This window comes from Kordiimonas marina (genome assembly GCF_023006325.1).
GTDB classification, from domain to species: Bacteria; Pseudomonadota; Alphaproteobacteria; order Sphingomonadales; family Kordiimonadaceae; genus Kordiimonas; species Kordiimonas marina.
The window spans coordinates 1-21341 of sequence record NZ_JAINDF010000002.1; the positions used below are offsets into that span (position 1 = coordinate 1).

A 21341-nucleotide genomic window follows, 5' to 3' on the forward strand; every position below is an offset into this window, starting at 1 on the left:
GAGCTTCTGTTCTCGAACCTCCTGTCGAACGCCTTTGCGGCCCAGGACAAGCCCGAGCATCAGGTCCGTGTCTGGACCTGGGCGGATGAGGGCCGTGTCGGCTGTTGTGTGCAGGACAATGGCCGGGGTATTCCTCAGGCGCGTCTGGCGCGCATCTGGCAAGGTCTTGAAAGCACCCGGCGGTCTGAAGGCGGCACGGGTGTTGGGCTCGGTGTTGTCCGTCGCATTGTCGACGCCCATGGCGGCACCATCGTCGTCACCAGCGAGGAAGGCGTCGGCACCGAATTTACCTTCTCTCTCCCGATTGAGGAAAAGGTCACCAATATCAGCGAAGCCAAGTCTAATCGGCCGAAGCTTGTTGGTGGAAAGCGTGGCTGAGGGCGGTCTCCAGCTTTTCCAGCGTAATCGGTTTTTCCAGATAATCCTGCATCCCCGCCGCCAGGCAGCGCGCGCGCATCTCACTGTGCCGCGGGTCGCTTGACATACCGATGATCCAGCGGGGCGCCACGGAGGGCATCTCCGTCAGAAAACGGCGCGCAACGTCCGACCCTAAAAGCCCGGGACCATGCTGATCCATCAGGATCATGTCGAAGCGGGTTTCGGCGCAAAGGCTGGCGGTATCGTTGATATTGTCGCACGGCGTTACGGTATGGCCGAGTTTGGTCAGCAGCCGGACGCCGATATCCCGGTGGATATCATCGTCATCCACGAGCAAGATATGCAAGGGCACCTGGCTTGCGCGGGCGTCCTTCAAGGGGGTGTCGGCTGTACTGCGCCGGGCGGGGCTGCCGCTGGTTTGTTGCCAGAAACTGTCGAGCCGGTCGCTGATCCGGTTCAACAGGGTGTCTATTTCTTGTTGAAGACCTGCCGTGCTACCTTCGTCAGGAATACGTGTGGCGACCGCCCGCAAGGTCAGGAGCGGGGTGCTCAGGTCGTGCAACAGCCGGGCGGCTTCTTCCCTGGTATTGGGCTGAAGCTCTGATTCGCCTGGTGAGGGCATCGCCATATTCGGATCGGTTTTGGGCCCGGCCATAAACTGCGGCATCCTATTTTTGCAGCGTTCTTCTGTTGCTGTTCGCGAATTATGCCTACCGGAGAGACGGATACGGTCGGTAAAAAACGTAACGTTAAGCCGGAACAGCATGTTCCTAAGATTTCCACTTTACAAAGCGCTGTACAATCGGAAATCATAGAGTTCAATTATAGCAAGAAATCTACACCCATTGGCCAGACTAAACAGACACAGGGTGCATTTTTAGAAAGAGGCCGGGATTTATGTGTACGACCAACCCTTTTGATCCGGAAATACCGTTTTATCATCCCTGCAGCACGCTCCTTCTGGATGATGATGAGGATTTCGTGCGGTCCCTCAGGGTGGTCCTGGGGGATAAGCACGCCGTCCTCGGTTATTCCTCACCGATGAAGGCGCTCGAATGTGTCGATGGCGCCTGTGCGTTTGCCGATAACGCCTTCAACCTGTTTGCGGACCACGGTTATCTGGCCGAGGGCGCGGGCACCGCGATCGGCGACCAGATGGTGCTTCTAAAGTCGTCAAGGCTGCATGACCTGGCCGTTTATGATGACAGGTACCGCATCATTTCGGTGGCCGTGGTCGATGAGGTCATGCCGGGGATGCGGGGTCTTGATTTCTGTAAGGCCCTCAAGAATACCGGGATCAAGACCATCCTGCTGACCGGGCAGATGGAAGATGCCGACCAGACGATCGAGGCCTTCAACAGTGGCGTCATGGACCGCTTCGTGTCGAAAAGGGACCCCCAGGCCCTTATCAAGATCAAGGCGATGATCGAGGCGCTGCACCGCGCCTATTTTGCGGAACGGCTGGCGCCGTTCAGGGTTGCGCTCGGGGCCGCGAATGCCGGTCCGGACGGGGGCCAGCTATCCGAACTCATGGCTGAAATTCACAGCCAGTTCCCCTTCCGCGAATATTATTATCACAGCCGGTCCGGCGGCTATCTGTTGCGTGATGACAGTGGCAAAAGCCGGGTGTGCCTGGTGTCGGACCTGGATGGCCTCAAGGGCCTGGCCGATTTTGTCGAGGACCAGGCTGGTCCGGGGGAAATGAGCGACGGTTTGCGCCGTGGTGACCTGATCGCCTGGGATTTCTTCGACAAGGTTGAAGACGGCAGATTGCTGGAAGACCGTATCGCCCACCTTCTATTCCCAGCGAACCGGTGCGGCGATATTTTCTGGAGCCTGGTCCCGGAAGAAGACATGCCATATGACGATGCTTTCTCTTGCCTTTCCTGGTCGGTTTATAAGGAACGGGTTTCCGCAAGTCCTTTGAACACGTTTGGGCACGCCGCGTAAGTTTTGCGCGGGGACCTTCCTTTCCACCACCTCAGGGTTGTACTGGCAGGGTGTCGTCCCTATGTCTTTAATCAGGGACGAATCTGTCTTTGAACTCTCCTGTTGCTAACCCAAAGATTAGTCGGTGCCCGTCGAGTTTCTAGTTTAGTATCTCACATCATCTATTACCCGGCCCACGTCGGGCTAATAAATTATCCGGGGGGATATTATGGATAAGTCTGCTTCTGTTGTGTCGGCGCTCGCCGATATTTTCGTTGATCCGAAAAAGGTTTTCCGCGCGGCCGACGGCCAGAAGGGCTGGACGCTTCTGCCGCTCTTTTTGGTGCTTGGCGCGGCGCTACTGATGCAGGTCTATTATTTCTCTACTATCGATGTTGGTTGGTATTTCGACCATGTGATCTTGGCTGTGAAACCGGACATCCCGGATGATGCCCGCGCGCACGTGACTCGTACCATCTTGATGATACAGGGGAGTGTACTTCCGACTATTATGATCCTAATCATGTTGGCGATCTTAGCACTGTATTTGTTCCTGGTGGCGAAGACATCGAGCCCGGATGACAGGAAATATGGTGCTTGGTTCAAGCTTGTGATCTGGTCAACGATGCCTGCAGTTCTTGCCTCGATCGCGGTTATGGTCAATTTTGCACTCGCGGCAAACCCGCAGATGGTTTCTCCAAACGACCTGCAGTTTTTCAGCGTGAATGCTCTTTTCACTCATATTCCGATCGGTCAACCTGGGGCAACGTTGATGGATAGTCTTACCCCTTTCACGCTTTGGTCGATTGCCCTCATGGCCGTTGGTCTTCAGGTGTGGACGAACCGTACGTTTGTGAGATCGCTCATCATTGCAGCAGCCCCTTACATTGTAGTTTTTGGGGTCATGGCTATCTCGGCGTTCGGGTAGGTCGATGCGTAAAATCCTGATTTTTGCCGCCATCATCATCGGTATCGTCGTGATGGCGGTGGTTGCCAAGCGCCATGGCGGGGAAGCTGTCGCCGTCCGGATGGAAGCTGTGTCGAAGGGCCGTGTCGCGGCCTCGGTCATGGCGTCCGGCAAGGTGAACTTCCGTGAAAACATCAAGCTGAGGACCGAGGTCACCGGCCGCATCACCAAGATTTTCGTCGAGGAAGGCGACCATGTGAAAGCGGGGGATACCCTTGCGATCATCAGCCCCGAGCTTTTCGAGGCGGATGTCGCCCAGGCGAAAGCGCTGGTGGAAACCCGCACCATCGGCATCGAACGTCAGGAAGTCTATCTCAAGCAGCTGCAGCGGGAGCTCAAGCGCCAGAAGGCCCTGTTTGAGGATGGCCATGTGAACGAGCAGGCCTACGAACAGGCCAGCCGTGATACCGAGATGGCGAAGCTCGACCTGGAAGCGCGGCGCCAGGACCTGCAGCAGGCGAAGGCGACGCTTTCAAGCGCGGATGACCGTCTCCATAAAACCGTGATCAAGTCACCGATTGACGGCATTGTCACCGCGCTCAATGTCAAGGTCGGCGAAACCGTGGTTGCGGGGACAACCAACATCATCGGCTCCAGCCTCATGGATGTGAGCGACCCGTCGGCCGTCATGGCGGAGGTTGAGGTCGAAGAGGCGGATATCCTGCCCGTAGCACTTGGCCAAAACGCCAAGATCACCATGGCATCGGCACCCGGCAAGGCCTATGACGGCAAGGTCGTCAGCATCGCCACCACCGCGCGGGAAGATGCGAGCAAGCGGAACAGCTTCCTTGTCAAACTGCTGGTCGATACCGGCGGCACAAGCTTCAAGCGGCTCGCCATCAATTGCCGGGCCGAGATTTTCACCAAGGTGGTGGAAAACGCGATGACCGTGCCGGTCGAAGCGGTTTTGGAAGAAAAGGCGGATGACGCCGCCGCCGCCAAATCCTATGTCTTCACCGTTAAGGACGGTATCGCCAAGAAGCAGGTGATCACCCCCGGTATCCAGACAGATACGCTGATGGAAGTGAAAAGCGGCCTCAAGGCGGGGGAAAAGGTGGTGACCGGCCCCTACCGCAAACTCAAGGCACTGCATGACGGCGAGAGCGTGAAGCCGGAAGAAGCAAAGAAGGCCGAGGGCGAGGATGATAGCGCCGTAGAAGTGAGAGCCGAATGACAGCCGAAATCATCAGGCTTGAGGGCGTCTCCCGGCATTACCAGATGGGCGATGAGACCATTCGCGCGCTCGATGGCGTCGACCTGTCCATCTTCCGGAATGAGTATGTTGCGGTCATCGGCGCCTCGGGCTCCGGCAAGTCGACCCTGATGAACATCCTTGGCTGTCTCGACCGGCCTTCGGGCGGTCTGTACCGGCTCAACGACACCGAGGTCGAGGGCCTCAGCGACAGCGAACTGTCCGCTGTCCGCAACAAGGAAATCGGCTTCATCTTCCAAAGCTTCAACCTGCTGCCGCGGGCGACCGCGCTCCAGAATGTCATCCAACCGCTTATCTATGCGGGCATGTCCCGGCATGAGCGGCGGGAGCGCGCCATGGCGGCGCTCAAACAGGTGGGGCTTGAAAAGCGGGAAGGCCATTTGCCGAACCAGCTTTCGGGTGGCCAGCGTCAGCGTGTTGCCATCGCCCGGGCGCTGGTGACCAATCCGGCGATCATCCTGGCGGATGAGCCGACCGGTAACCTGGATTCGTCGACCACGGCAGAGATCATGGCGCTTTTCGATAAGCTGATTGAGAGCGGGCAGACGATCATTATCGTCACGCATGAACCGGAAATCGCCGACCATTGCCGCCGCGTTATCACCATCTCCGACGGTCGGATTGTTGGCGACACGGGCAGTAAGGGAGGGGCCGCATGAACCGCTACCTTGAAAGCCTCGCGCTCGCGCTTTCTGCGCTCAAGGCCAATTTGCTGCGCAGCATCCTCACCACGCTTGGCATCATCGTCGGGGTTGCGTCGGTGATCACCGTGGTGTCGGTGATGCAGGGTTTCACCGACAGTATCACCAAACAGTTCGAAAACATGGGCAGCAACACGCTGCTCATCAAACCCTATGTGCCGTTCAAGGAACGTATTGTCGGCAAGCGCGCGCGGCTCACGATCTCCGACTATGAAGCCATATCCCGCGCGGTTGACGGCATCGACATGATCATCCCGGTGGTGTTCCAGGCGCCCGGCCAGCTCCGCTACAAGGGCGAGCAGACGAGCCTGCAATATTATATCGGCACCGTCGCGGGCTATGATGAGCTCAACAATTTCTACCCCCAGAAGGGCCGCTTCCTGATCCCGAGCGATGACACCTACCGCCGCCGGGTGGTGGTGCTTGGTGCCGATATCCGCAAGGACCTCAAGCTGCCGGCCGACCCTGCGGGTGAATATGTCGAATTCAACGGCCAATGGTACAAGGTGGTCGGCGAGATGGAGCAGCAGGACAGCACGCTCGGTTTCAGCCAGGATAATATGCTGATCATGCCGTTCCAGACCGCCGTGGCGCTCCTCCGGGACAAGGCGTCCGAGAATATGCAGTTTATGATCCGGGTCAAAAATGTCGATGAGGTCCCGCGGGTGCATGACCAGGTCAGCCGGTTGTTGCGCAAGCGGCACCATATCGGCAAACGCGATACGGACGACTTCCGCATCGAAACATCCGAACAGATCAAGGAGCGTTTTGAAAGCATACTCGATGCCATGACCTATGTGGTCGCGGCGATTGTCGGGATTTCGCTTGTGGTCGGCGGCATCGGTATCATGAATATCATGCTGGTCAGCGTGACCGAACGCACGCGGGAGATCGGCATCTGCAAGGCACTGGGGGCCACCCGGGCGGATATCCTTATCCAGTTCCTGGCGGAGGCGGTGATCCTGTGCCTGCTTGGCGGCGTGATCGGCATTGCCATCGGCTATGGCCTTGGCGCGCTGGTGGGCGCCTTGGTGCCGACGATCCCGGAGATTGTCGTGCCGGTATGGGCGATCCTCCTGAGCCTGGGCTTCTCAAGCCTCATCGGCATCCTGTTCGGCATTGTCCCGGCTTCGAAGGCCGCGAACCTCGACCCGATCGTCGCGCTGCATTACGAATGATGGCGCCGGCCTTGGGGCAGCCCCGGGCGTGCGTGCGGCCCTATTTCATCATGGGCGGTGCGGGGTCCTGGGCCGAAAGGGCTTTCCGGATCTCGGCCTCCCGGCCGCGGGTATAGTCGATCAGGGTTTTGTCGACCTTCAGGATATGCTCCTCCCACCAGGACTTCAGGAATTTTTTCAGCGCCAAGAGATGCAGACGGTCTCCGGTCTTGTCATACATTCTGGCAAGGTCGTTAAGTTGTGTTTCCAGCGCACGGTGGGCCTGCTGGTGGTCTTCCTGGTCCGGATAATCGCAGGCTTCCATGATGGCCTCTTCCCGCCTGAAATGGTGGCCGGTGTAGGAAATCATCTCCTGCAGGACCTTATATAGTTCCTCATCCGGGCAGTCGTGCCGGGAAACCCGGTTGACCATGGAGAAGATCAGCTGGTGGTCCCGGTCGATGGGGTCGATCCCCGTACAGAGCGATTCGGTCCAGACAAGGGCATTGTTATTGCTCGCGAGCGGCAGATCGATCCAGAAGCAGCTGCCTTCCCCGGGCGCGCTCTCAAAATCGATATCGCCGCCCATACGCTCAGCCAGGCTTTTGGAGACGGCGAGGCCGATCCCGAGGCCGTCAACGGCATGTTCGGCATTATCCACCGCCCGGTGGAACAGTTTGAAAAGCTCGGTCTGGCGCTCAAGCGGGATACCGGGGCCGGTGTCTGTCACCTTGACCCGCCAGTAGCCTTCACCGGCCGGCTCTTGCGAAATGATAACCCGGCCGCCTTCAACATTATATTTGATGGCGTTGGTCAGGATGTTCAAAAGAATCTGCCGGAACCGTGTCTTGTCGGTGTGAAGCTGCGGTGGTGCGGGGGTATCGGCGGCCACCTTCTCGATGGACACTGACCTGCCAGCCGCCATGGGGCGGACGTGGGCGACCGTCTCGTCGATGATCAGGTCAGCCGGGAAGCTTTCCGGGTAGATGACAACCCGGTCGGCTTCAATTCTCGAGAGGTCGAGCAGGTCGACGATCAGCTCGAGGAGGTGATTGGCCGCGGTGCCCACATGGCCGAGATATTCCTTTTGCTTTTCCGACAGGCTGTTTTGCGGGTCGAGCAGAAGCAGCTGGTTATAGCCCAGAACGGCATTGAGCGGTGTGCGGAGCTCATGGCTCATGCTGGCGAGAAATTCGGACTTTGCCCGGTTGGCTTTCTTGGCATCAGTCAGGGCCTTTGCCAGCGTGTCCTTGCTTTGATGCAGCTGTTCGTAAGGGTGCCTGATGTTCGACAGGATGAGGGCGGCAAAGACGCAGGCAAACGAATATATCTTGAAGATATGCCCCAGCTGGTTCGACAGCGCATAAACGCTGACATATTGCGTGAAGCAAAATTCGGCGATGATGGTCAAGGCAACGCTGAGAATCAGGAGCGAAAATTCGCTTTTACGGAATTGGGCGCGCATGGTGATGAAGCCTGCGGCGGCGATCAGGCATATGACGATCACGATATATTCGGTGACGACCTTGAAGGCGGTCAGGCCAGCCCCGGGGATATAGCAGGTCGGGAAATAGCCCTTTACGATCGCGGTCACGGTTGCCAGCGCGGCGATCGCGCTCAAAAGGAAGATCGGGTTGAGATAGAGGGACGTGAAGGGGCGCTTGCGGCTGATGAACCAGGGGACAGCCGCCAGGATGCAAGCTTCGAGAAACCGTGCAGCTATCCAGAACTGGGTCGCCATATTGGCGTCGGCGCCAGCTATCAGGTTCATGCCTTTATAGGTAAAGACATGCGCCATATCGAGAAGGCCGACCCAGACATAGCCAACGGCAATAAGCGGCAGAGACCCGATCGCCCCCAGGTCGCGCGTGCTGTAGGCGATGGCGAACATCATGAGCGATATCAGGATCGGGAAGAGTTCGGCGAGCAGATGGAAGACGAGGAAATTTTCTTTGCCGAGCCACAGAAGAGCGGCCGTAAAGAGCATGATCGCGCCGACGGGGGCGAAATACCTGGAAATCTCTTTCAAGCTTATGGGCATATAGTCTGTTTCCCAAAGCGCTCAGGGCATTGAGCGCCGCTTCAGACTACACATTTCCAGCTTTATGCACAAACAAGTCTGGGTGGGCAGATCGTCGGGGGCGGTCGGTAGAGTGGTTTCTCCGGGGGCTAGTAATGCTGTTTGCCATGTTGAGCACCCATCTTGGTTCTCATCTTTCTCCCCGTGTTTCATCGACTAGGAAATCCACGAAAGCACGCACTTTGGGCAGGACATATTGGCGGGATGGGTAAACAGCGTAAATTGAGGTTTCGGTGGAGGCCCAGTCGTTCAATACCGTCACGAGCTGGCCTTCAGCGATTTCCCTGTCCACATAGATTTTGGGGATCAGGCTCAATCCAAAACCGGCAAGCAGTGCATCGCGTACCGCAAGACTGGTCGTCACCTTATAGCGGCCGCTGATGGGTACACACTCGGTCTGTCCATCTCGTGCAAAAATCCACTCTTGAGCATGGCCGGAAAGAGTGAACTGCACGCAGTTGTGGGCCTGTAAATCTTTCGGTTTCTGTGGTCGGCCGAAGCGGTCAAAATAGTCGGGTGTGGCGCAGACGACGTGGGGCAAAGTCATCAGCTTGCGGGCGACCAGGCTTGAATCCTCAAGGTTGTCACTGCCACGGATGGCGAGGTCGATGCCTTCCTTGACCAGGTCAACCTTTCGGTCCTCCAGCTTCAGATCGAGCATTATCTCAGGGAAATGGCGCATGAAAGCCACGATAGGGTACGAGAGGCGGGTCAGAGTAAAAGCCAGGGGCGCGCTCACGCGTAGAAGGCCACTTGGCTTGCGCTGCAGGGGGCCGAGCGACCGGTCAGCTTCTGCAAGGTCGTCGAGAATACGGGTAATCTGTTCGAAATAACGTGCGCCTGCTTCGGTCAAGCTCATCCGGCGTGTGGTGCGGTTGAGCAGTCGTACCTGCAGGTCCGCTTCCAGCTCCCTGATATTTTTGCTGATGGCCGCAGGCGAAAGGCCTAATGCGCGGGCTGCTCCTGCGAAAGACCCCTTCTCCACTGTTTGCCGGAATATCCGGATCGCCTGCAGCCGGTCCATATTTATTGTTCACTCATGGTTGTTAGTATTAGTACTTGATTTTGTATTACATAATTTCTGGAAATCAATAGCCTTCGCATCAAAGGTGGCCTGTTAGCCCGAAAAATGGACAGGCCCGATGTCGAAGGGGAAACCATTGAAGAATCCAATCATCACAGCACTCGAAACGCGTATTTCGGCGAACCACTTCGATGCGGGTAAGGTCATGTCCGATGATCAGGTCGAGGAACTGATCAGGCTCGCGACATGCGCGCCATCGGCCTACAATCTGCAGAATTGGCGTTTCATTGCCGTTAGGTCTCCTGACGCGAAAGCGCGTCTTCAGGCTGCTTCCTATGGGCAAGCCAAAGTTTCTGAGGCGGCGGTTACGGTCATTGTTTGTGGCCAGTTACCCACTCATATGGACCTGGAGGAACGCCTTCGTCCCAGTGTCGAGGCGGGCTTCATGCCGCATGAAATGGCTGCTGCCTGGACAAGGGCGGCGGAGCGAGACTTTCGAGGCAATCCACAACGTCAGCGTGATGAAGCCATCCGCACGGCAACGCTTGGCGCCGCTTTTCTTATGTTCGCGGCCGAAGCCTATGGGCTTGTGTCATGTCCGATGGTCGGATTTGACCCGTCGACGGTTATGTCCGAGTTCGGCCTTGCCGCCAATGAGATACCCGTCGTTCTCGTCGCCGTTGGTTCCTCAGGCGATGGAAATTGGCCGCAGAAGCCTAGGCTGCCGGTCTCACAAATTCTGGAAACCGTCTGAAACCGCTGTCGCACGCAATCGCAGCAACGTTCTGAAAGAGGAAGAGCCATGAAAATCGACAGCACCACCAATGCTCATATCGGCATGCTGCTTTGGGCGTTGATCGTCGGAACATCCTTTCCGGCGGTAGGCCTTTTAAGCCATGGACTTCCGCCGCTGCTGCTGACGGCCATGCGTTTCATGATCGGGGCTCTTGCTATGTTGCCAATGATCTGGCACCGCAAGGATAGACGACCTCATCTGTCGGGCATTCTTCTGTATGCGATTCTGGGGCTTTGTCTTGCCGCGTTTTTTGGCGCAATGTTCTGGGCCGCTCACAGAGTAACTGGACTTACCATGGCGGCTCTTTCGGTCAGTGTGCCTGTTTTAGCCTACGCTTTCGGCAGGCTATGGGGGGTGGAGCCCCCGGCCCCCCGCCTTCTGGCGATCTTTGCGCTTGGAACTTTCGGGTCTGTGGTTTTGGCCCTTGCCCAAAATAATGGTGGTGATGTGCAAATTCGGTTTGGTTGGGACGAAGCCGTCTTCTTCCTGGGGTGTTTCTCTCTCGCCCTATACACAGTGCTATCGAAATGGGGCTTGGGGCGGCATATTCTATCGCCAAGTTCTGTTGTGCGCGCGTTCTGGAGTTTGGTCGCAGGGGCGTTTCTGATCGCTGCCGCTGGGCTATTCTTGGAACCGCTCGCTTTGTTGAGCCGTCTGGAATTAAGGGACGTGCTACTTCTGTCCTACCTTGGTGCCTGTTCGACCGGTGCAACCTTTTGGCTGTTGCAGCGCGGAGCCGGGGCTCTCACACCAGGTACTGTGACAGCGTATAATTATCTTGTGCCTTGCATTTCGTTGTTGGCGACGGTCTTGCTCAGGCCCGTAGTCATTGGCTTTGAGTGGGTGCCAGGAAGTTTGCTCGTCATCACAGCAATTGCACTTCTCTTTCATAATACAGCCAGTCGTTCCGATGTGCCGACACAGTCAAGATGACGGCTATCATTTGGCTAGCTTGATTGTGAGGCACCATGGCCACCGGTAGCCATAACGCGGTCCTGTGCAATAGATTTGGGTCTGACCATCATCAACATCACGCTCTGTCCCTGACGTGAGCTCGTGACGTTGCGCTTCCGCCTTTATTGTCTTAATTCCCGATCCGAGTGTCGGGGAATTAACGCGTCTATGACGAGCTTTTAAAACGACAAGCTGGTTTCAGGAGAGGGAAAAATGGCGCACCCGAGAGGATTCGAACCTCTGGCCTCTGCCTTCGGAGAAATATTTTTGGCGTTTTGCATGCACTACTATGCTGTGCATGATGTGAAATTATATAAATAAAAACAGTATATTAATTGACTTGTTGTCACGAGGTGCGCAGCATGCGTTTTCATGGAGTGGCGTCCATTTGCACTTATAGGTCACTTACGATGATCCTGTGCCTATGCACTTATCAGGGGAAAGAGGGTCATGCTTTCAAGGTTGAATCGCAAAGTTGTCGATCAGCTAGCGCCTGCGGCGAAACCCTACGAGGTGCGTGACACCCAGGTTAAGGGGTTGATCGTGCGTGTCCAACCCAGCGGCACTAAAAGCTATTACTGCGAATTTCGCAGAGGCCGCCGGATTAGCTTGGGTAAGGCATGTCATCTGTCGGTGGAGGAAGCGCGGACAGCAGCGATCACGGCTATTTCCGAGGCTAGAAACGGAGAAGACCCGGCTGCCGCGCGAAAGCGGCGCAAGGCGGTGTCTTCCTTCAAGGAATATCTGGACGCGCACTATGGTCCGTGGCTGATCGAAAACACTTCCTCGGGGGAGGCGACGATCAAGCGGCTGAAAACGACGTTCGCATTTCTCCTAGCCCACAAGCTCGACGACATCCTGCTCTCCGACCTGGAAAAGTGGCGCACCAAGCGTTTGGCTGGCGGGGTCAAGCATACGACGGTCAATCGAGATATTTCCGCAGTCAAGGCCGCTTTGAATCGTGCTGTGGAATGGAAACTAATTGAAACTAACCCGCTTCAGGCGCTGAAGAAGTCGCGTGAGGACAAGATCGGCCGGGTCAGGTTCCTGAATGAGCAGGAACGAAAGCGGCTGTTTGAAGCCCTGGAGGCCAGAGAAGAACGGATGAGATCTGAGCGCGACACGGCCAACCATTGGCGCCGGGAGCGAGGCTATGACCTGCTGCCGGACCTGAGACAAGTGACGTTTGCAGACCATTTGAAGCCCATGATCCTGCTGTCCTTGAACACGGGCCTGCGCCGCGGGGAGCTTTTCTCGCTCCGGCGGACAGATATTGACCTAAAAAACAAGCTGCTGACCGTCAGGGGCACCAACGCGAAATCTAAGCGGACCCGCCATGTCCCGCTCAACGCGGTTGCCTTGGCCGTTATGACGGATTGGCGGAAGCAATCTGCCGCTGGTGCGGAGTTAATTTTCGTGGGCAAGGGCGGTGGCATGTTCGATAACGTCAGTTCCAGTTGGGAACGACTGTTGGATGAGGCCGATATCATGGCCTTTCGCTGGCACGATATGCGCCATGACTTCGCCTCGCAGTTGGCGATGGCCGGGGTAGACCTCAATACGATCAGGGAGTTGTTGGGGCACAGCGACTACAGCATGACACTCAGGTATGCCCACTTGGCCCCCAACAAAATGGCGGATGCGGTAGCTAGAATTGGATGAATGCCAATCCTAAAAGCCGTTGAGCCTAAAATTTCTTCCCATGCCGGCTGCTAGATCATGGTTGGGCTTGCGGAATGTATTCAAAGCAACCTATCGTAGAGATTATGCAAACTTGAACGTAATTTTAGCCAGTAAAATGGTCGTTCTATGGGGAGGCTTATGGGAAATCAGCAGGTTGTGCCCGCAGGGCTAGAATTAGACCGCTTAACCGAGCGATTGAAAGATCGCTACAGGAAACCGGTTAGGAAAAGTAGTACTCATCTGGGCGTCACTATCGATGGCGAAGATATTGCGTTCTCGGCGCCTGGCCAAGAACAGTATAAAAGTGGAATTTGTGCGTTTGTTCGCCGCAAGCCGCCCCAAGAATTTGCAGTTCAACTGAAACCAAAAGTTCTTCATTCAAAAGCTCGCTTCAACATCACGTCCGAACTGGCTCCAAACCTTGTAGGGGCTGGCGAGGCTTGGGTGGTTAAGATCGGGACGGTTGCCGAATTAGATCGTTTTCTGGAATGGTTTGATCAGTTTGGGCATATCGGTGAAAAAGTTCTTCCTGATAGGGAGGTACAAGAGTTAGGGACAGAGCACCCGCTGAACCAAATCCTATATGGGCCTCCAGGTACTGGGAAAACGTTTAATCTCGCCCGTATAGCGGTTGAAATTTGCGATGGCAAAGCGCCAGAGGACCGCACGGAGTTGATGACGCGGTATCGAGAGTTGGTTAGCCAGAAGCGCATCGATTTTGTTACCTTTCATCAATCCTACTCCTATGAAGAATTTGTTCAGGGTTTACGACCCCATGCAGGCGACGAAGGGGAATCGAATAATTCGGGGGGCTTTTCTCTAAAGCCTGAAGATGGGATTTTCAAACGGATCGCTGATCGCGCAAAAACCGCTGGTGCGACTCTGGGCAAAATTGACACCCCCAAACTAACCAATCAACGCATTTTCAAGATGTCGCTTGGTCAGGCCAATGATCCAGCAGATGCATATCTTTTTGAAGAATGTATGGAGAATGGGTACATCCTGCTTGGTTATGGTGGAGATGTGGACTGGTCTCAGGTTAAGCCGAAAAGCTTTTCCGACATCAAAGAATATTGGCGAGAGAAATTTAACCCTGAAGTGTCAGGAAACGATCCGAATATTGTCTGTATAAACCACCTATTCTTGACAATGAAGGTGGGCGATTTTGTTGTTGTCTCGAAGGGCAATATGGCCTTTCGCGCTATCGGGGTGGTTGCAGGGGACTACGAATATGTAGCGCGAGAAGAGGATGGGTTTCATCATCGGCGCAAGGTTGACTGGATTTGGGTGCATGACGAGGGACTGCCCGTCGAAGAAATTTATGACACGCGTTTCACCCAATATACGTTGGTAGAGATGAAGCGCGAAAAGCTGAATCAGGCCGCCTTTGAGCGGCTGGTGACCCCACACAGGGTTCTTGAGCAAGAAAATAAGGATAATTTTGTCCTGATTATGGATGAAATTAACCGTGCCAATATCTCCAAGGTCTTTGGTGAGCTAATTACATTGATTGAGGACGACAAGAGGCTTGGTACGCTCAACGCATTAACTGCAAACCTGCCCTATTCTAAAATCCCGTTTGGGGTCCCCAAAAATTTGTATCTTCTGGGAACAATGAATACAGCGGACCGCTCGATTGCACTTCTCGATACTGCACTGCGCAGACGGTTCAATTTCAGAGAGTTCATGCCTAACCCCGCGCTGCTCTCGAACAATATCGATGGTGTCGATTTGCAGGGAGTGTTGACGACGCTCAATGCTCGCCTTGAGTATATGCTAGGCCGCGACTACCAGATTGGGCACGCATATTTTATGGACTGCAAGACATTGGATGAGGTCTCAGATGTCATGCGTGGCAAAGTGCTACCTCTACTACAGGAATATTTTTATGATGACTGGTCTAAAATCTTTGCCGTGCTGGGAGAAGAGGGAGATGGCGGCACTTTCATGAGACGTTCAAAACTGAAATCTCCATTCGGCAATGAGGATGCCGCCCAAGACCGGTATGAAATGATAGTGGATGGCTCAGTACCGCCGGAGAAATTTCAAAAGCTATTTGACCTCATCTCGAATGAAATGAGTCCGGAGGTCCAGGATGTGGTGGTAAGTGCGGCTGAATAGCAATGAGGCACTATTCTATACAAGAGTGGGACAAGATTGCCATAAGCGACCGGTCTTCAGGGCATAGCCTGTCGAGAGCCGACTCAGAGGTCTTGGAAAGACTAGTTGAAGAGATAGCCCCTCAAGCCGGTTTGCAAGGTCGCAATATCCTTCAATGTGGCTATTCGCATTTGACCGCCCAACAGGTCGTAGGTGTTGTTCAAACATCAGAATTTGCGCTCGAAATACTACCCAAAATTGGTGGCCAGGATGCAAGAGATTTGCGCAAAAACCTGGTGCATATGCTGATAGTTACGACAGGCCTCGATGTGGCCGAGGGGCCCGGTACTACGTTATCGGCCCAAAACACGGACTTACTAGAGTGTGTTATCGGCTTTTTACTTCGAGAGATGGCTGCGCTTGTGCGTCAGGGTCTTGCCACGGGTTATATTGGGTACTCCGATGACCTAGCCATGCTCCGCGGCAGTTTGAATGTTTCAAGGCAATTCACAAAGTTTGCTGTTAATCCCAGCCGGGTATCTTGCCAGTTTGATGAGCTTAGCAAGGACATACCAATCAATCAGTTCTTGAAACTTGCTCTTGTGAAGCTGAAGAGGTTGGCCTGTTCATTCGAAAATAAGAAGCTGCTGGTTCAATTGGAGCATGCCTTTGCCGATGTGTCTTTAGTGGACAGACGAGCCATCCGGCCAGGTTCAATTGAACTCGATCGCCGCTTTCTCCATTATTCAAATGCCCTGAAATTGGCACAGCTTGTTTTGGACTCCTGTTATCAGACGACATCGTTTGGCAATTATGCCGGAATGTCGCTGCTCTTTGAGATGAATACGTTGTTTGAGGCGTATGTCGCGAAATTGGCCCACAGTGTCGCGGCGACTATTGGCCGCCGGGCAAAGACCCAGAGTCCGCACAGGTACCTGGCTAGGGATGCTCAGGGCCTACCCGCCTTCAAGATGATACCTGATATAACTGTCTGGGAGGGTGAGCGGTGCGACATGGTCATCGATACCAAATGGAAGGTTATACAGACCTCGTCTTTTTCCGGTTCGATCGCTTCAAACATTGCCTCTTCAGATGTCTATCAAATGCTGGCCTACAGTGAAGGTTATCAGCCTCGGCGGCTTGTGTTGCTGTATCCTCATGATGAAAAGTTGGAGGGTGCGCCAGGGCTGCGGACCTCATTCAACCTTCCTGGTGGCGGCGCCGCACTTGAAATATGGACGCTGGACGTAAACCAGCTCAACCTAGTCCCTCAGCAACTTAGACGCCTCATAGAGAACTAAGACATGGGCGGGGGAAACAATGGGCGTTCTTTAGCTAGAGACGCAATGTGTTCTGTTTCCCAAGACGCTATAGGGGCTGGACAAATTCGTTGTGAACCATCAGCTTACGGTTGTTGGGCTGAAGGTTGCCAAGGAATTTGATGTGCTGACCCCCGAGCAGGCCGCGCGGCAGGAAATCGATAAGCTGCTGACCAATTCAGGTTGGCTGTTGCAGGATCGCGATCAATTCAGCCGGTCGGCGGGTCTAGGCGTGGCGGTGCGGGAATTTCCACTGCCGGGCGGTTTCTGCGACTATCTGCTGTTCATCGACGGCCGGGCCGCAGGCGTGATCGAAGCCAAAAAAGCCGGCGTGACGCTGAGCGGTGTTGCTGAGCAGGCCGAAAAATATATGGCCCGCTTGCCGGAGCATCTGGCGCGCTGGCATGACACGCTGGTGTTCGATTATGAAAGCACGGGCGAGGAAACCTTTTTCCGTGACCTGCGCGACCCGCGGCCCCGGTCGCGCCGCCTGTTCGCCTTTCACCGCCCCGAAACATTGCATGAATGGTTGCGCCAGCCGGAAACCTTGCGCGGCCGGCTCCGCACAATGCCGCCCCTTAACCCGGCGGGGTTGCGCGCCTGTCAGGTGGAAGCGATCGAAGGGCTGGAGCATTCGCTTGCCGATGATCGCCCGCGGGCGCTGATTCAGCTGGCGACCGGTGCCGGCAAAACCTTTACCGCCTGCTCCTTTTCCTATCGCCTGATCCGCGAGGCCGGGGCAAAGCGCATCCTGTTCCTGGTCGACCGCAACAATCTGGGTGACCAGACACTGAAGGAGTTTCAGGCCTTTCACCCGCCAGGCGCCGCCAACCGCTTCACCGATACCTATATCGTGCAGCACCTGCATTCGCAGCGGATCGACCCTGATGCCAAGGTGGTGATCACTACCATCCAGCGCCTTTATTCGATCCTGCGCGGGCAGGAAATGGCGGAGGAGGACGAAGAAGCATCCAGCTTCGAGAAATGGCAGGCCGATGAAGCCGAGCCTTTGCCGCTGGCCTACAATCCCGACGTGCCGATCGAGACCTTCGATTTCATCGTCACCGACGAATGCCATCGGTCCATCTATGGCCTGTGGCGGCAGGTGCTGGAATATTTCGATGCCTCGATCATCGGGCTGACCGCCACGCCGTCCAAACACACGCTCGGCTTTTTCAACAAGAATCTGGTGGCTGAATATCCTTATGACCGCTCGGTCGCCGATGGGGTCAATGTCGGTTATGAAATCTACCGCATCCGCACGCGCGTGACCGAAGAAGGCGGCATGGTGGAAACCGGCGATACCGGGTTCCAGGTGCCGGTCAGGGACAAACGCACCCGCCGCATGCGCTATGAAACGCTGGACGAGGACCTGGCCTATACCGCGAAGGAGCTGGACCGGTCGGTTGTGAACCCCAACCAGATCCGCACAGTGCTGCAGGTCTATAAGGACCGGGTATTCACAGAATTGTTCCCCGACCGTACCGGTGACTGGCTGCCCAAGACGCTGATCTTCGCCAAGGATGACAATCACGCCGAAGAAATCATCCATGCGGTGCGCGAAGTGTTTGGTGAAGGCAATGAGTTCGCCAAGAAGATCACCTACCGCAACACCGGCGAAGACCCCAAGGCATTGATCAAGGCTTTCCGGGTCGACCCCTTCCCGCGCGTGGCCGTGACGGTGGATATGATCGCCACCGGCACCGACATCAAGCCGGTGGAGGTGCTGATCTTTATGCGCGACGTGAAGTCGGAAGGCTATTATGAGCAGATGAAGGGCCGGGGCGTGCGCACCATCCCGGACGCCGACCTGAAGACCGTTACGCCGGACGCCAAAACCAAGACCCGCTTTATCCTGATCGACGCCGTCGGTGTGTCCGAAAGCAAAAAGAACGCATCCCAACCGCTTGAACGCAAGCATGGTGTCGGCTTCGAGGCGCTGATGGAACAGGTTGCCATGGGCCGGCGCGACGACGACGCCCTGTCCTCCCTCGCTGCGCGCCTGGCGATGCTGGATCGCAAGCTGACGGAGGAAGACCGGGCCTGGGTGCGTGACATCACGGACGGCCTGGCCCCGCGTGACCTTGCTAATGCGCTTTTGGACGCCATCGACCCGGACAAACAGGCGGAAGCCGGCGGGGCAGAGGCAGCACGGGATCTTGTCGATGCTGCGTGCCGACCGTTTGACAGCCCGGCGGTGCGTGCGCTTTTGAAGGACCTGAAGACCAAGGCTGACATCGTGATAGATGAAATCACCACCGACGCGGTGATTGGCGCCGGCTTCGACATGAAGCGCGCCGAGGAAACGGTGAAAAGCTTCCGGGACTTCATTGAGGAAAACCGCGATGAGCTGACGGCCCTCCAGATCCTCTATAACCAGCCGCAGGGCCGCCAGCGGCTGACCTATGCCGCCATCCGCGAACTGGTGCAGCGCCTGACCGATCCGCCGCGTTACCTGACCACCGCCAATGTGTGGCAGGCCTACAAGCGGCTGGATGCCGCCCATGTGCGCGGCGCGCCGGTGGATGACCAATTGACGGAGGTGGTCAGCCTGGTGCGCTTTGCCCTCGGCCAAGTGGATATGCTGGAACCCTTCGCCGCCGTGGTCGAACAGCGTTTCAACCTGTGGCTCGGGCGCGAAAAGAAGGCAGGGCGCGCCTATACGGCGGAACAAGAAAGCTGGCTTCGGGCCATCGCCTCCTTTATAGCTGCGAACGCCGAAATCAGCCCGCGCGATTTTCAGGAGGCCCCGAGCCTTGCCGACCGTGGCGGTGTGCTGGCGGCGCGTAAGATATTGGGGGCAGGCTTGAACGATATGCTGAATGATCTGCAAAGGGCGCTGGTGGCGTGATGGGTGCGGAGGTGTGTGAATTGCCGCCAGGATGGGAGCCCGTGCCTCTCGGCATGTTGCTTGATGACATAGTCGGTGGGGGTACTCCTTCCAAGAGCGTTCCCGAGTATTTTCAAGGCTCCATCCCTCTCATGACGGTCAAAGACATGAAAGTGTCTCGTCCGTCTCAAACAGGTTTTAATATTACCGAGGCCGCTCTTGCCGATAGCAGTGCTAAAGTTGTTCCAGCGGACACCATCATAATTGCGACTAGAATGGGGCTTGGGAAAGTGGTCCGGCCGAAGATGGCTACTGCCATTAACCAGGACTTGAAGGCACTTTTCCCTAAAGAGGCACTAGATAAGTCGTTCTTGGAGCAATGGCTGCTCTCGGCGGCATCCAAAATAGAGGCGATGGGTACTGGCACAACAGTCAAAGGTATCCGCCTAAATCAAATTCGCGAGCTCGAATTCGTCTTACCCCCAATCAACGAACAGCGGCGCATTGTTGACAAGATCGAAACCCTGTTTGCCGACCTGGACAAGGGCGAGGAAACGCTCCGGGCCGTGCAGAAGCAGCTTGTGCGCTATCGCCAATCGGTGCTGAAGGCCGCCGTCACCGGCGAGCTCACCGCCGACTGGCGGGCGGAAAATGGTGCTGCCGAATGGCGGAAGATTACCTTAGGTGAACTGGCGGAATTCCTGACCTCCGGCTCTCGCGGATGGGCCAAGTACTATTCGCAACGCGGTGATATCTTTGTGAGAGCGCAGAACATTAAATATGACCGGCTTGATTTATCTGACATCGCCTATGTGTCACTACCACAAAAGTCTGAGGGCACCAGAACTAGGCTGAAAGTGGGTGATCTTCTGATCACGATCACCGGCGCCAATGTAACAAAATCTGCTTTGGTCGAAAAGGACATTGGGACGGCTTATGTTAGCCAGCATGTCGCGCTTTTCCGTTGCACGGACCAGGTTGACCCTGAATTCCTATATTGGTTTGTGGTCGCTGATTACGGCGGCAGGAAGCAGCTCGAAGACTATGCCTACGGGGCCGGCAAGCCCGGTTTGAATCTTCAAAACATTAAGGACGTGAAGCTTGATTTGCCGCCGCTACCTGAGCAACGAGAAATTGTACAACGTATCAAAAGGCTTCTAACAAGTCAGGAGTCTTTAGCGGCAGAGCTAGTGCGCCAAGAACGAGCAGCAAACGCCTTGCGCCAGTCGATCCTGAAGGACGCCTTCGCTGGCAAACTGGTGCCACAGGACCCGGCGGACGAGCCGGCCTCGGCGCTGCTGGCGCGCATTAAAGCATCTGCGCCCAAGGCGGTAAAACGTAGCGTTAGAAAGGCCAGTACATGAGTGCAAACTATCCCTCGATAGGTAGTGGAGCAATTGTTACCACGTGCTGTATTCTGGACGAAATTCGTACCAATGCGGAACTTGAAACCATATTACTTGAATATGGCTTGTCAGATGAAGTGAGGGACCAGGGGTCTATCGCTAAAACGCTTTTGGCTTTAAAGAAATTTGCGGTTGCCAATCCTGATTTTGAGGTCGCTACGGACTTGGGTCGGCTCCCGGTGTCGCATCTACTTGTTCAGTTAGCAGTTGAGAAGATCGGCTGGACCCAGAGGACGGCCGCCCTATGGGAAAAGCTGGAACGCTATCTGGCGCTTGATGGCTACAGCCTTCAGAAAGAAGTTACGGAAAACTGGGGCAGCCAAGACATAAAAGTAACTGGTTTGACAGTAGCAATGCCGTCCTTCGTCGAACTCCCAGAAACGGCCAGTGAGGTTGATCTGCTGCTGGAGCGATTTGGGCTTCAGGTTGCCAGGCGGCATCTCAGTAGTGCTAGGGACAATATTGCCCAAGGTGACTTTGAGGCAGCGAATAGCCAATGCCGAACCTTCCTGGAGGCGTTGACGGATGCAATAGCCGACGGGCTATATCCGGAAGATGCTCAGTCGAGGTCAGGTGGGCTTCAAAAGCGACAGCTCTTGTCTGAAAAGGGCTTCCTGTCACGAGACAAACATGAATTTGGCGACGGCAATGGTCAGACTTTTTTGCCTGGGCTTGCCAAGCTACTGCATATCGATGGCGCTCATCCCGGAATATCAAATTTGCCTGACGCCACTTTCCGGCTGCAAGTGGTGGTGATTACAGCGCGGTGGCTGCTTAAACGCCTGGAAGACCTGGCGAACTGAG

General features: G+C 55.6%; 17 protein-coding genes. 14 read left to right on the forward strand and 3 right to left on the reverse strand.

The features are described from left to right. The coding region (locus tag K6118_RS03080) for a sensor histidine kinase (RefSeq protein WP_247118754.1) at positions 1-378 on the forward strand (378 nt) is incomplete at its 5' end. On the opposite strand, the gene K6118_RS03085 is transcribed toward K6118_RS03080, so the two are convergent. Continuing rightward, a complete protein-coding gene (locus K6118_RS03085; RefSeq protein WP_247118755.1) occupies positions 341-1033 on the reverse strand; it encodes a response regulator in 693 nt (230 codons plus the stop codon). The two genes, K6118_RS03080 and K6118_RS03085, sit on opposite strands and share 38 nt — an antisense overlap. 242 nt (positions 1034-1275) lie before the next feature. On the opposite strand from K6118_RS03085, the gene K6118_RS03090 reads away from it, so the two are divergent. From K6118_RS03090 to K6118_RS03110, 5 genes are all read left to right on the forward strand, one after another. Then, entirely contained in the window at positions 1276-2328 is a 1053-nt protein-coding gene (locus K6118_RS03090; RefSeq protein ID WP_247118756.1) for a DNA-binding transcriptional response regulator, read from the forward strand. 208 nt (positions 2329-2536) lie between these two features. Continuing rightward, the gene (locus K6118_RS03095; protein ID WP_247118757.1) at positions 2537-3235 is read left to right on the forward strand and encodes a YIP1 family protein; all 699 of its coding nucleotides are present in this window, start codon (positions 2537-2539) and stop codon (positions 3233-3235) included. Positions 3236-3239: 4 nt separating this feature from the next. Further along, the gene (locus K6118_RS03100) at positions 3240-4448 is read left to right on the forward strand and encodes an efflux RND transporter periplasmic adaptor subunit (RefSeq protein ID WP_247118758.1); all 1209 of its coding nucleotides are present in this window, start codon (positions 3240-3242) and stop codon (positions 4446-4448) included. Further along, a complete protein-coding gene (locus K6118_RS03105; protein WP_247118759.1) occupies positions 4445-5146 on the forward strand; it encodes an ABC transporter ATP-binding protein in 702 nt (233 codons plus the stop codon). Before K6118_RS03100 ends, K6118_RS03105 begins: the two co-directional genes overlap by 4 nt. After that, on the forward strand, positions 5143-6366 hold the full coding sequence (locus K6118_RS03110; RefSeq protein WP_247118760.1) for an ABC transporter permease: 1224 nt from the start codon (positions 5143-5145) through the stop codon (positions 6364-6366). Before K6118_RS03105 ends, K6118_RS03110 begins: the two co-directional genes overlap by 4 nt. Before the next feature lie 40 nt (positions 6367-6406). Here K6118_RS03110 and K6118_RS03115 read toward each other — a convergent pair whose 3' ends face one another. Both K6118_RS03115 and K6118_RS03120 read right to left on the reverse strand, forming a co-directional pair. Continuing rightward, positions 6407-8386, reverse strand: coding sequence for a bacteriohemerythrin (locus K6118_RS03115; RefSeq protein WP_247118761.1), 1980 nt, complete (start codon positions 8384-8386; stop codon positions 6407-6409). A gap of 169 nt (positions 8387-8555) precedes the next feature. Continuing rightward, positions 8556-9449: a LysR family transcriptional regulator gene (locus K6118_RS03120; protein WP_247118762.1), complete on the reverse strand. Its 894-nt coding sequence runs from the start codon at positions 9447-9449 to the stop codon at positions 8556-8558. Positions 9450-9567: 118 nt separating this feature from the next. Here K6118_RS03120 and K6118_RS03125 point away from each other — a divergent pair, with 118 nt between their 5' ends. From K6118_RS03125 to K6118_RS03160, 8 genes are all read left to right on the forward strand, one after another. Then, positions 9568-10203, forward strand: coding sequence for a nitroreductase family protein (locus K6118_RS03125; RefSeq protein WP_247118763.1), 636 nt, complete (start codon positions 9568-9570; stop codon positions 10201-10203). Between the two features lie 48 nt (positions 10204-10251). Further along, the gene (locus K6118_RS03130; protein WP_247118764.1) at positions 10252-11178 is read left to right on the forward strand and encodes a DMT family transporter; all 927 of its coding nucleotides are present in this window, start codon (positions 10252-10254) and stop codon (positions 11176-11178) included. Between the two features lie 471 nt (positions 11179-11649). Beyond that, positions 11650-12861, forward strand: coding sequence for a tyrosine-type recombinase/integrase (locus tag K6118_RS03135; protein ID WP_247118765.1), 1212 nt, complete (start codon positions 11650-11652; stop codon positions 12859-12861). Positions 12862-13020: 159 nt separating this feature from the next. Beyond that, the gene (locus K6118_RS03140; protein WP_247118766.1) at positions 13021-15003 is read left to right on the forward strand and encodes an AAA family ATPase; all 1983 of its coding nucleotides are present in this window, start codon (positions 13021-13023) and stop codon (positions 15001-15003) included. A gap of 170 nt (positions 15004-15173) precedes the next feature. After that, positions 15174-16283, forward strand: a complete 1110-nt coding sequence (locus tag K6118_RS03145) for an McrC family protein (RefSeq protein WP_247118767.1) — start codon at positions 15174-15176, stop codon at positions 16281-16283. A gap of 142 nt (positions 16284-16425) precedes the next feature. Beyond that, on the forward strand, positions 16426-19152 hold the full coding sequence (locus tag K6118_RS03150) for a type I restriction endonuclease subunit R (RefSeq protein WP_343269904.1): 2727 nt from the start codon (positions 16426-16428) through the stop codon (positions 19150-19152). Beyond that, complete coding sequence (locus tag K6118_RS03155) at positions 19152-20495, forward strand: restriction endonuclease subunit S (protein ID WP_281500571.1); 1344 nt, start codon at positions 19152-19154, stop codon at positions 20493-20495. The genes K6118_RS03150 and K6118_RS03155 overlap by 1 nt, the downstream gene beginning before the upstream one ends. Continuing rightward, the gene (locus K6118_RS03160; RefSeq protein ID WP_247118770.1) at positions 20492-21340 is read left to right on the forward strand and encodes a hypothetical protein; all 849 of its coding nucleotides are present in this window, start codon (positions 20492-20494) and stop codon (positions 21338-21340) included. Before K6118_RS03155 ends, K6118_RS03160 begins: the two co-directional genes overlap by 4 nt. Position 21341 lies beyond the last annotated feature (1 nt).

Coding starts and splice junctions, on each gene's coding strand:
- K6118_RS03090 (WP_247118756.1), top strand. CDS start 1,276: ATGTGTACGACCAACCCTTTTGATCCGGAAATACCGTTTTATCATCCC.
- K6118_RS03135 (WP_247118765.1), top strand. CDS start 11,650: ATGCTTTCAAGGTTGAATCGCAAAGTTGTCGATCAGCTAGCGCCTGCG.
- K6118_RS03105 (WP_247118759.1), top strand. CDS start 4,445: ATGACAGCCGAAATCATCAGGCTTGAGGGCGTCTCCCGGCATTACCAG.
- K6118_RS03120 (WP_247118762.1), bottom strand. CDS start 9,449: ATGGACCGGCTGCAGGCGATCCGGATATTCCGGCAAACAGTGGAGAAG.
- K6118_RS03155 (WP_281500571.1), top strand. CDS start 19,152: ATGGGTGCGGAGGTGTGTGAATTGCCGCCAGGATGGGAGCCCGTGCCT.
- K6118_RS03140 (WP_247118766.1), top strand. CDS start 13,021: ATGGGAAATCAGCAGGTTGTGCCCGCAGGGCTAGAATTAGACCGCTTA.
- K6118_RS03095 (WP_247118757.1), top strand. CDS start 2,537: ATGGATAAGTCTGCTTCTGTTGTGTCGGCGCTCGCCGATATTTTCGTT.
- K6118_RS03115 (WP_247118761.1), bottom strand. CDS start 8,386: ATGCCCATAAGCTTGAAAGAGATTTCCAGGTATTTCGCCCCCGTCGGC.
- K6118_RS03160 (WP_247118770.1), top strand. CDS start 20,492: ATGAGTGCAAACTATCCCTCGATAGGTAGTGGAGCAATTGTTACCACG.
- K6118_RS03110 (WP_247118760.1), top strand. CDS start 5,143: ATGAACCGCTACCTTGAAAGCCTCGCGCTCGCGCTTTCTGCGCTCAAG.
- K6118_RS03130 (WP_247118764.1), top strand. CDS start 10,252: ATGAAAATCGACAGCACCACCAATGCTCATATCGGCATGCTGCTTTGG.
- K6118_RS03125 (WP_247118763.1), top strand. CDS start 9,568: ATGTCGAAGGGGAAACCATTGAAGAATCCAATCATCACAGCACTCGAA.
- K6118_RS03100 (WP_247118758.1), top strand. CDS start 3,240: ATGCGTAAAATCCTGATTTTTGCCGCCATCATCATCGGTATCGTCGTG.
- K6118_RS03085 (WP_247118755.1), bottom strand. CDS start 1,033: ATGGCCGGGCCCAAAACCGATCCGAATATGGCGATGCCCTCACCAGGC.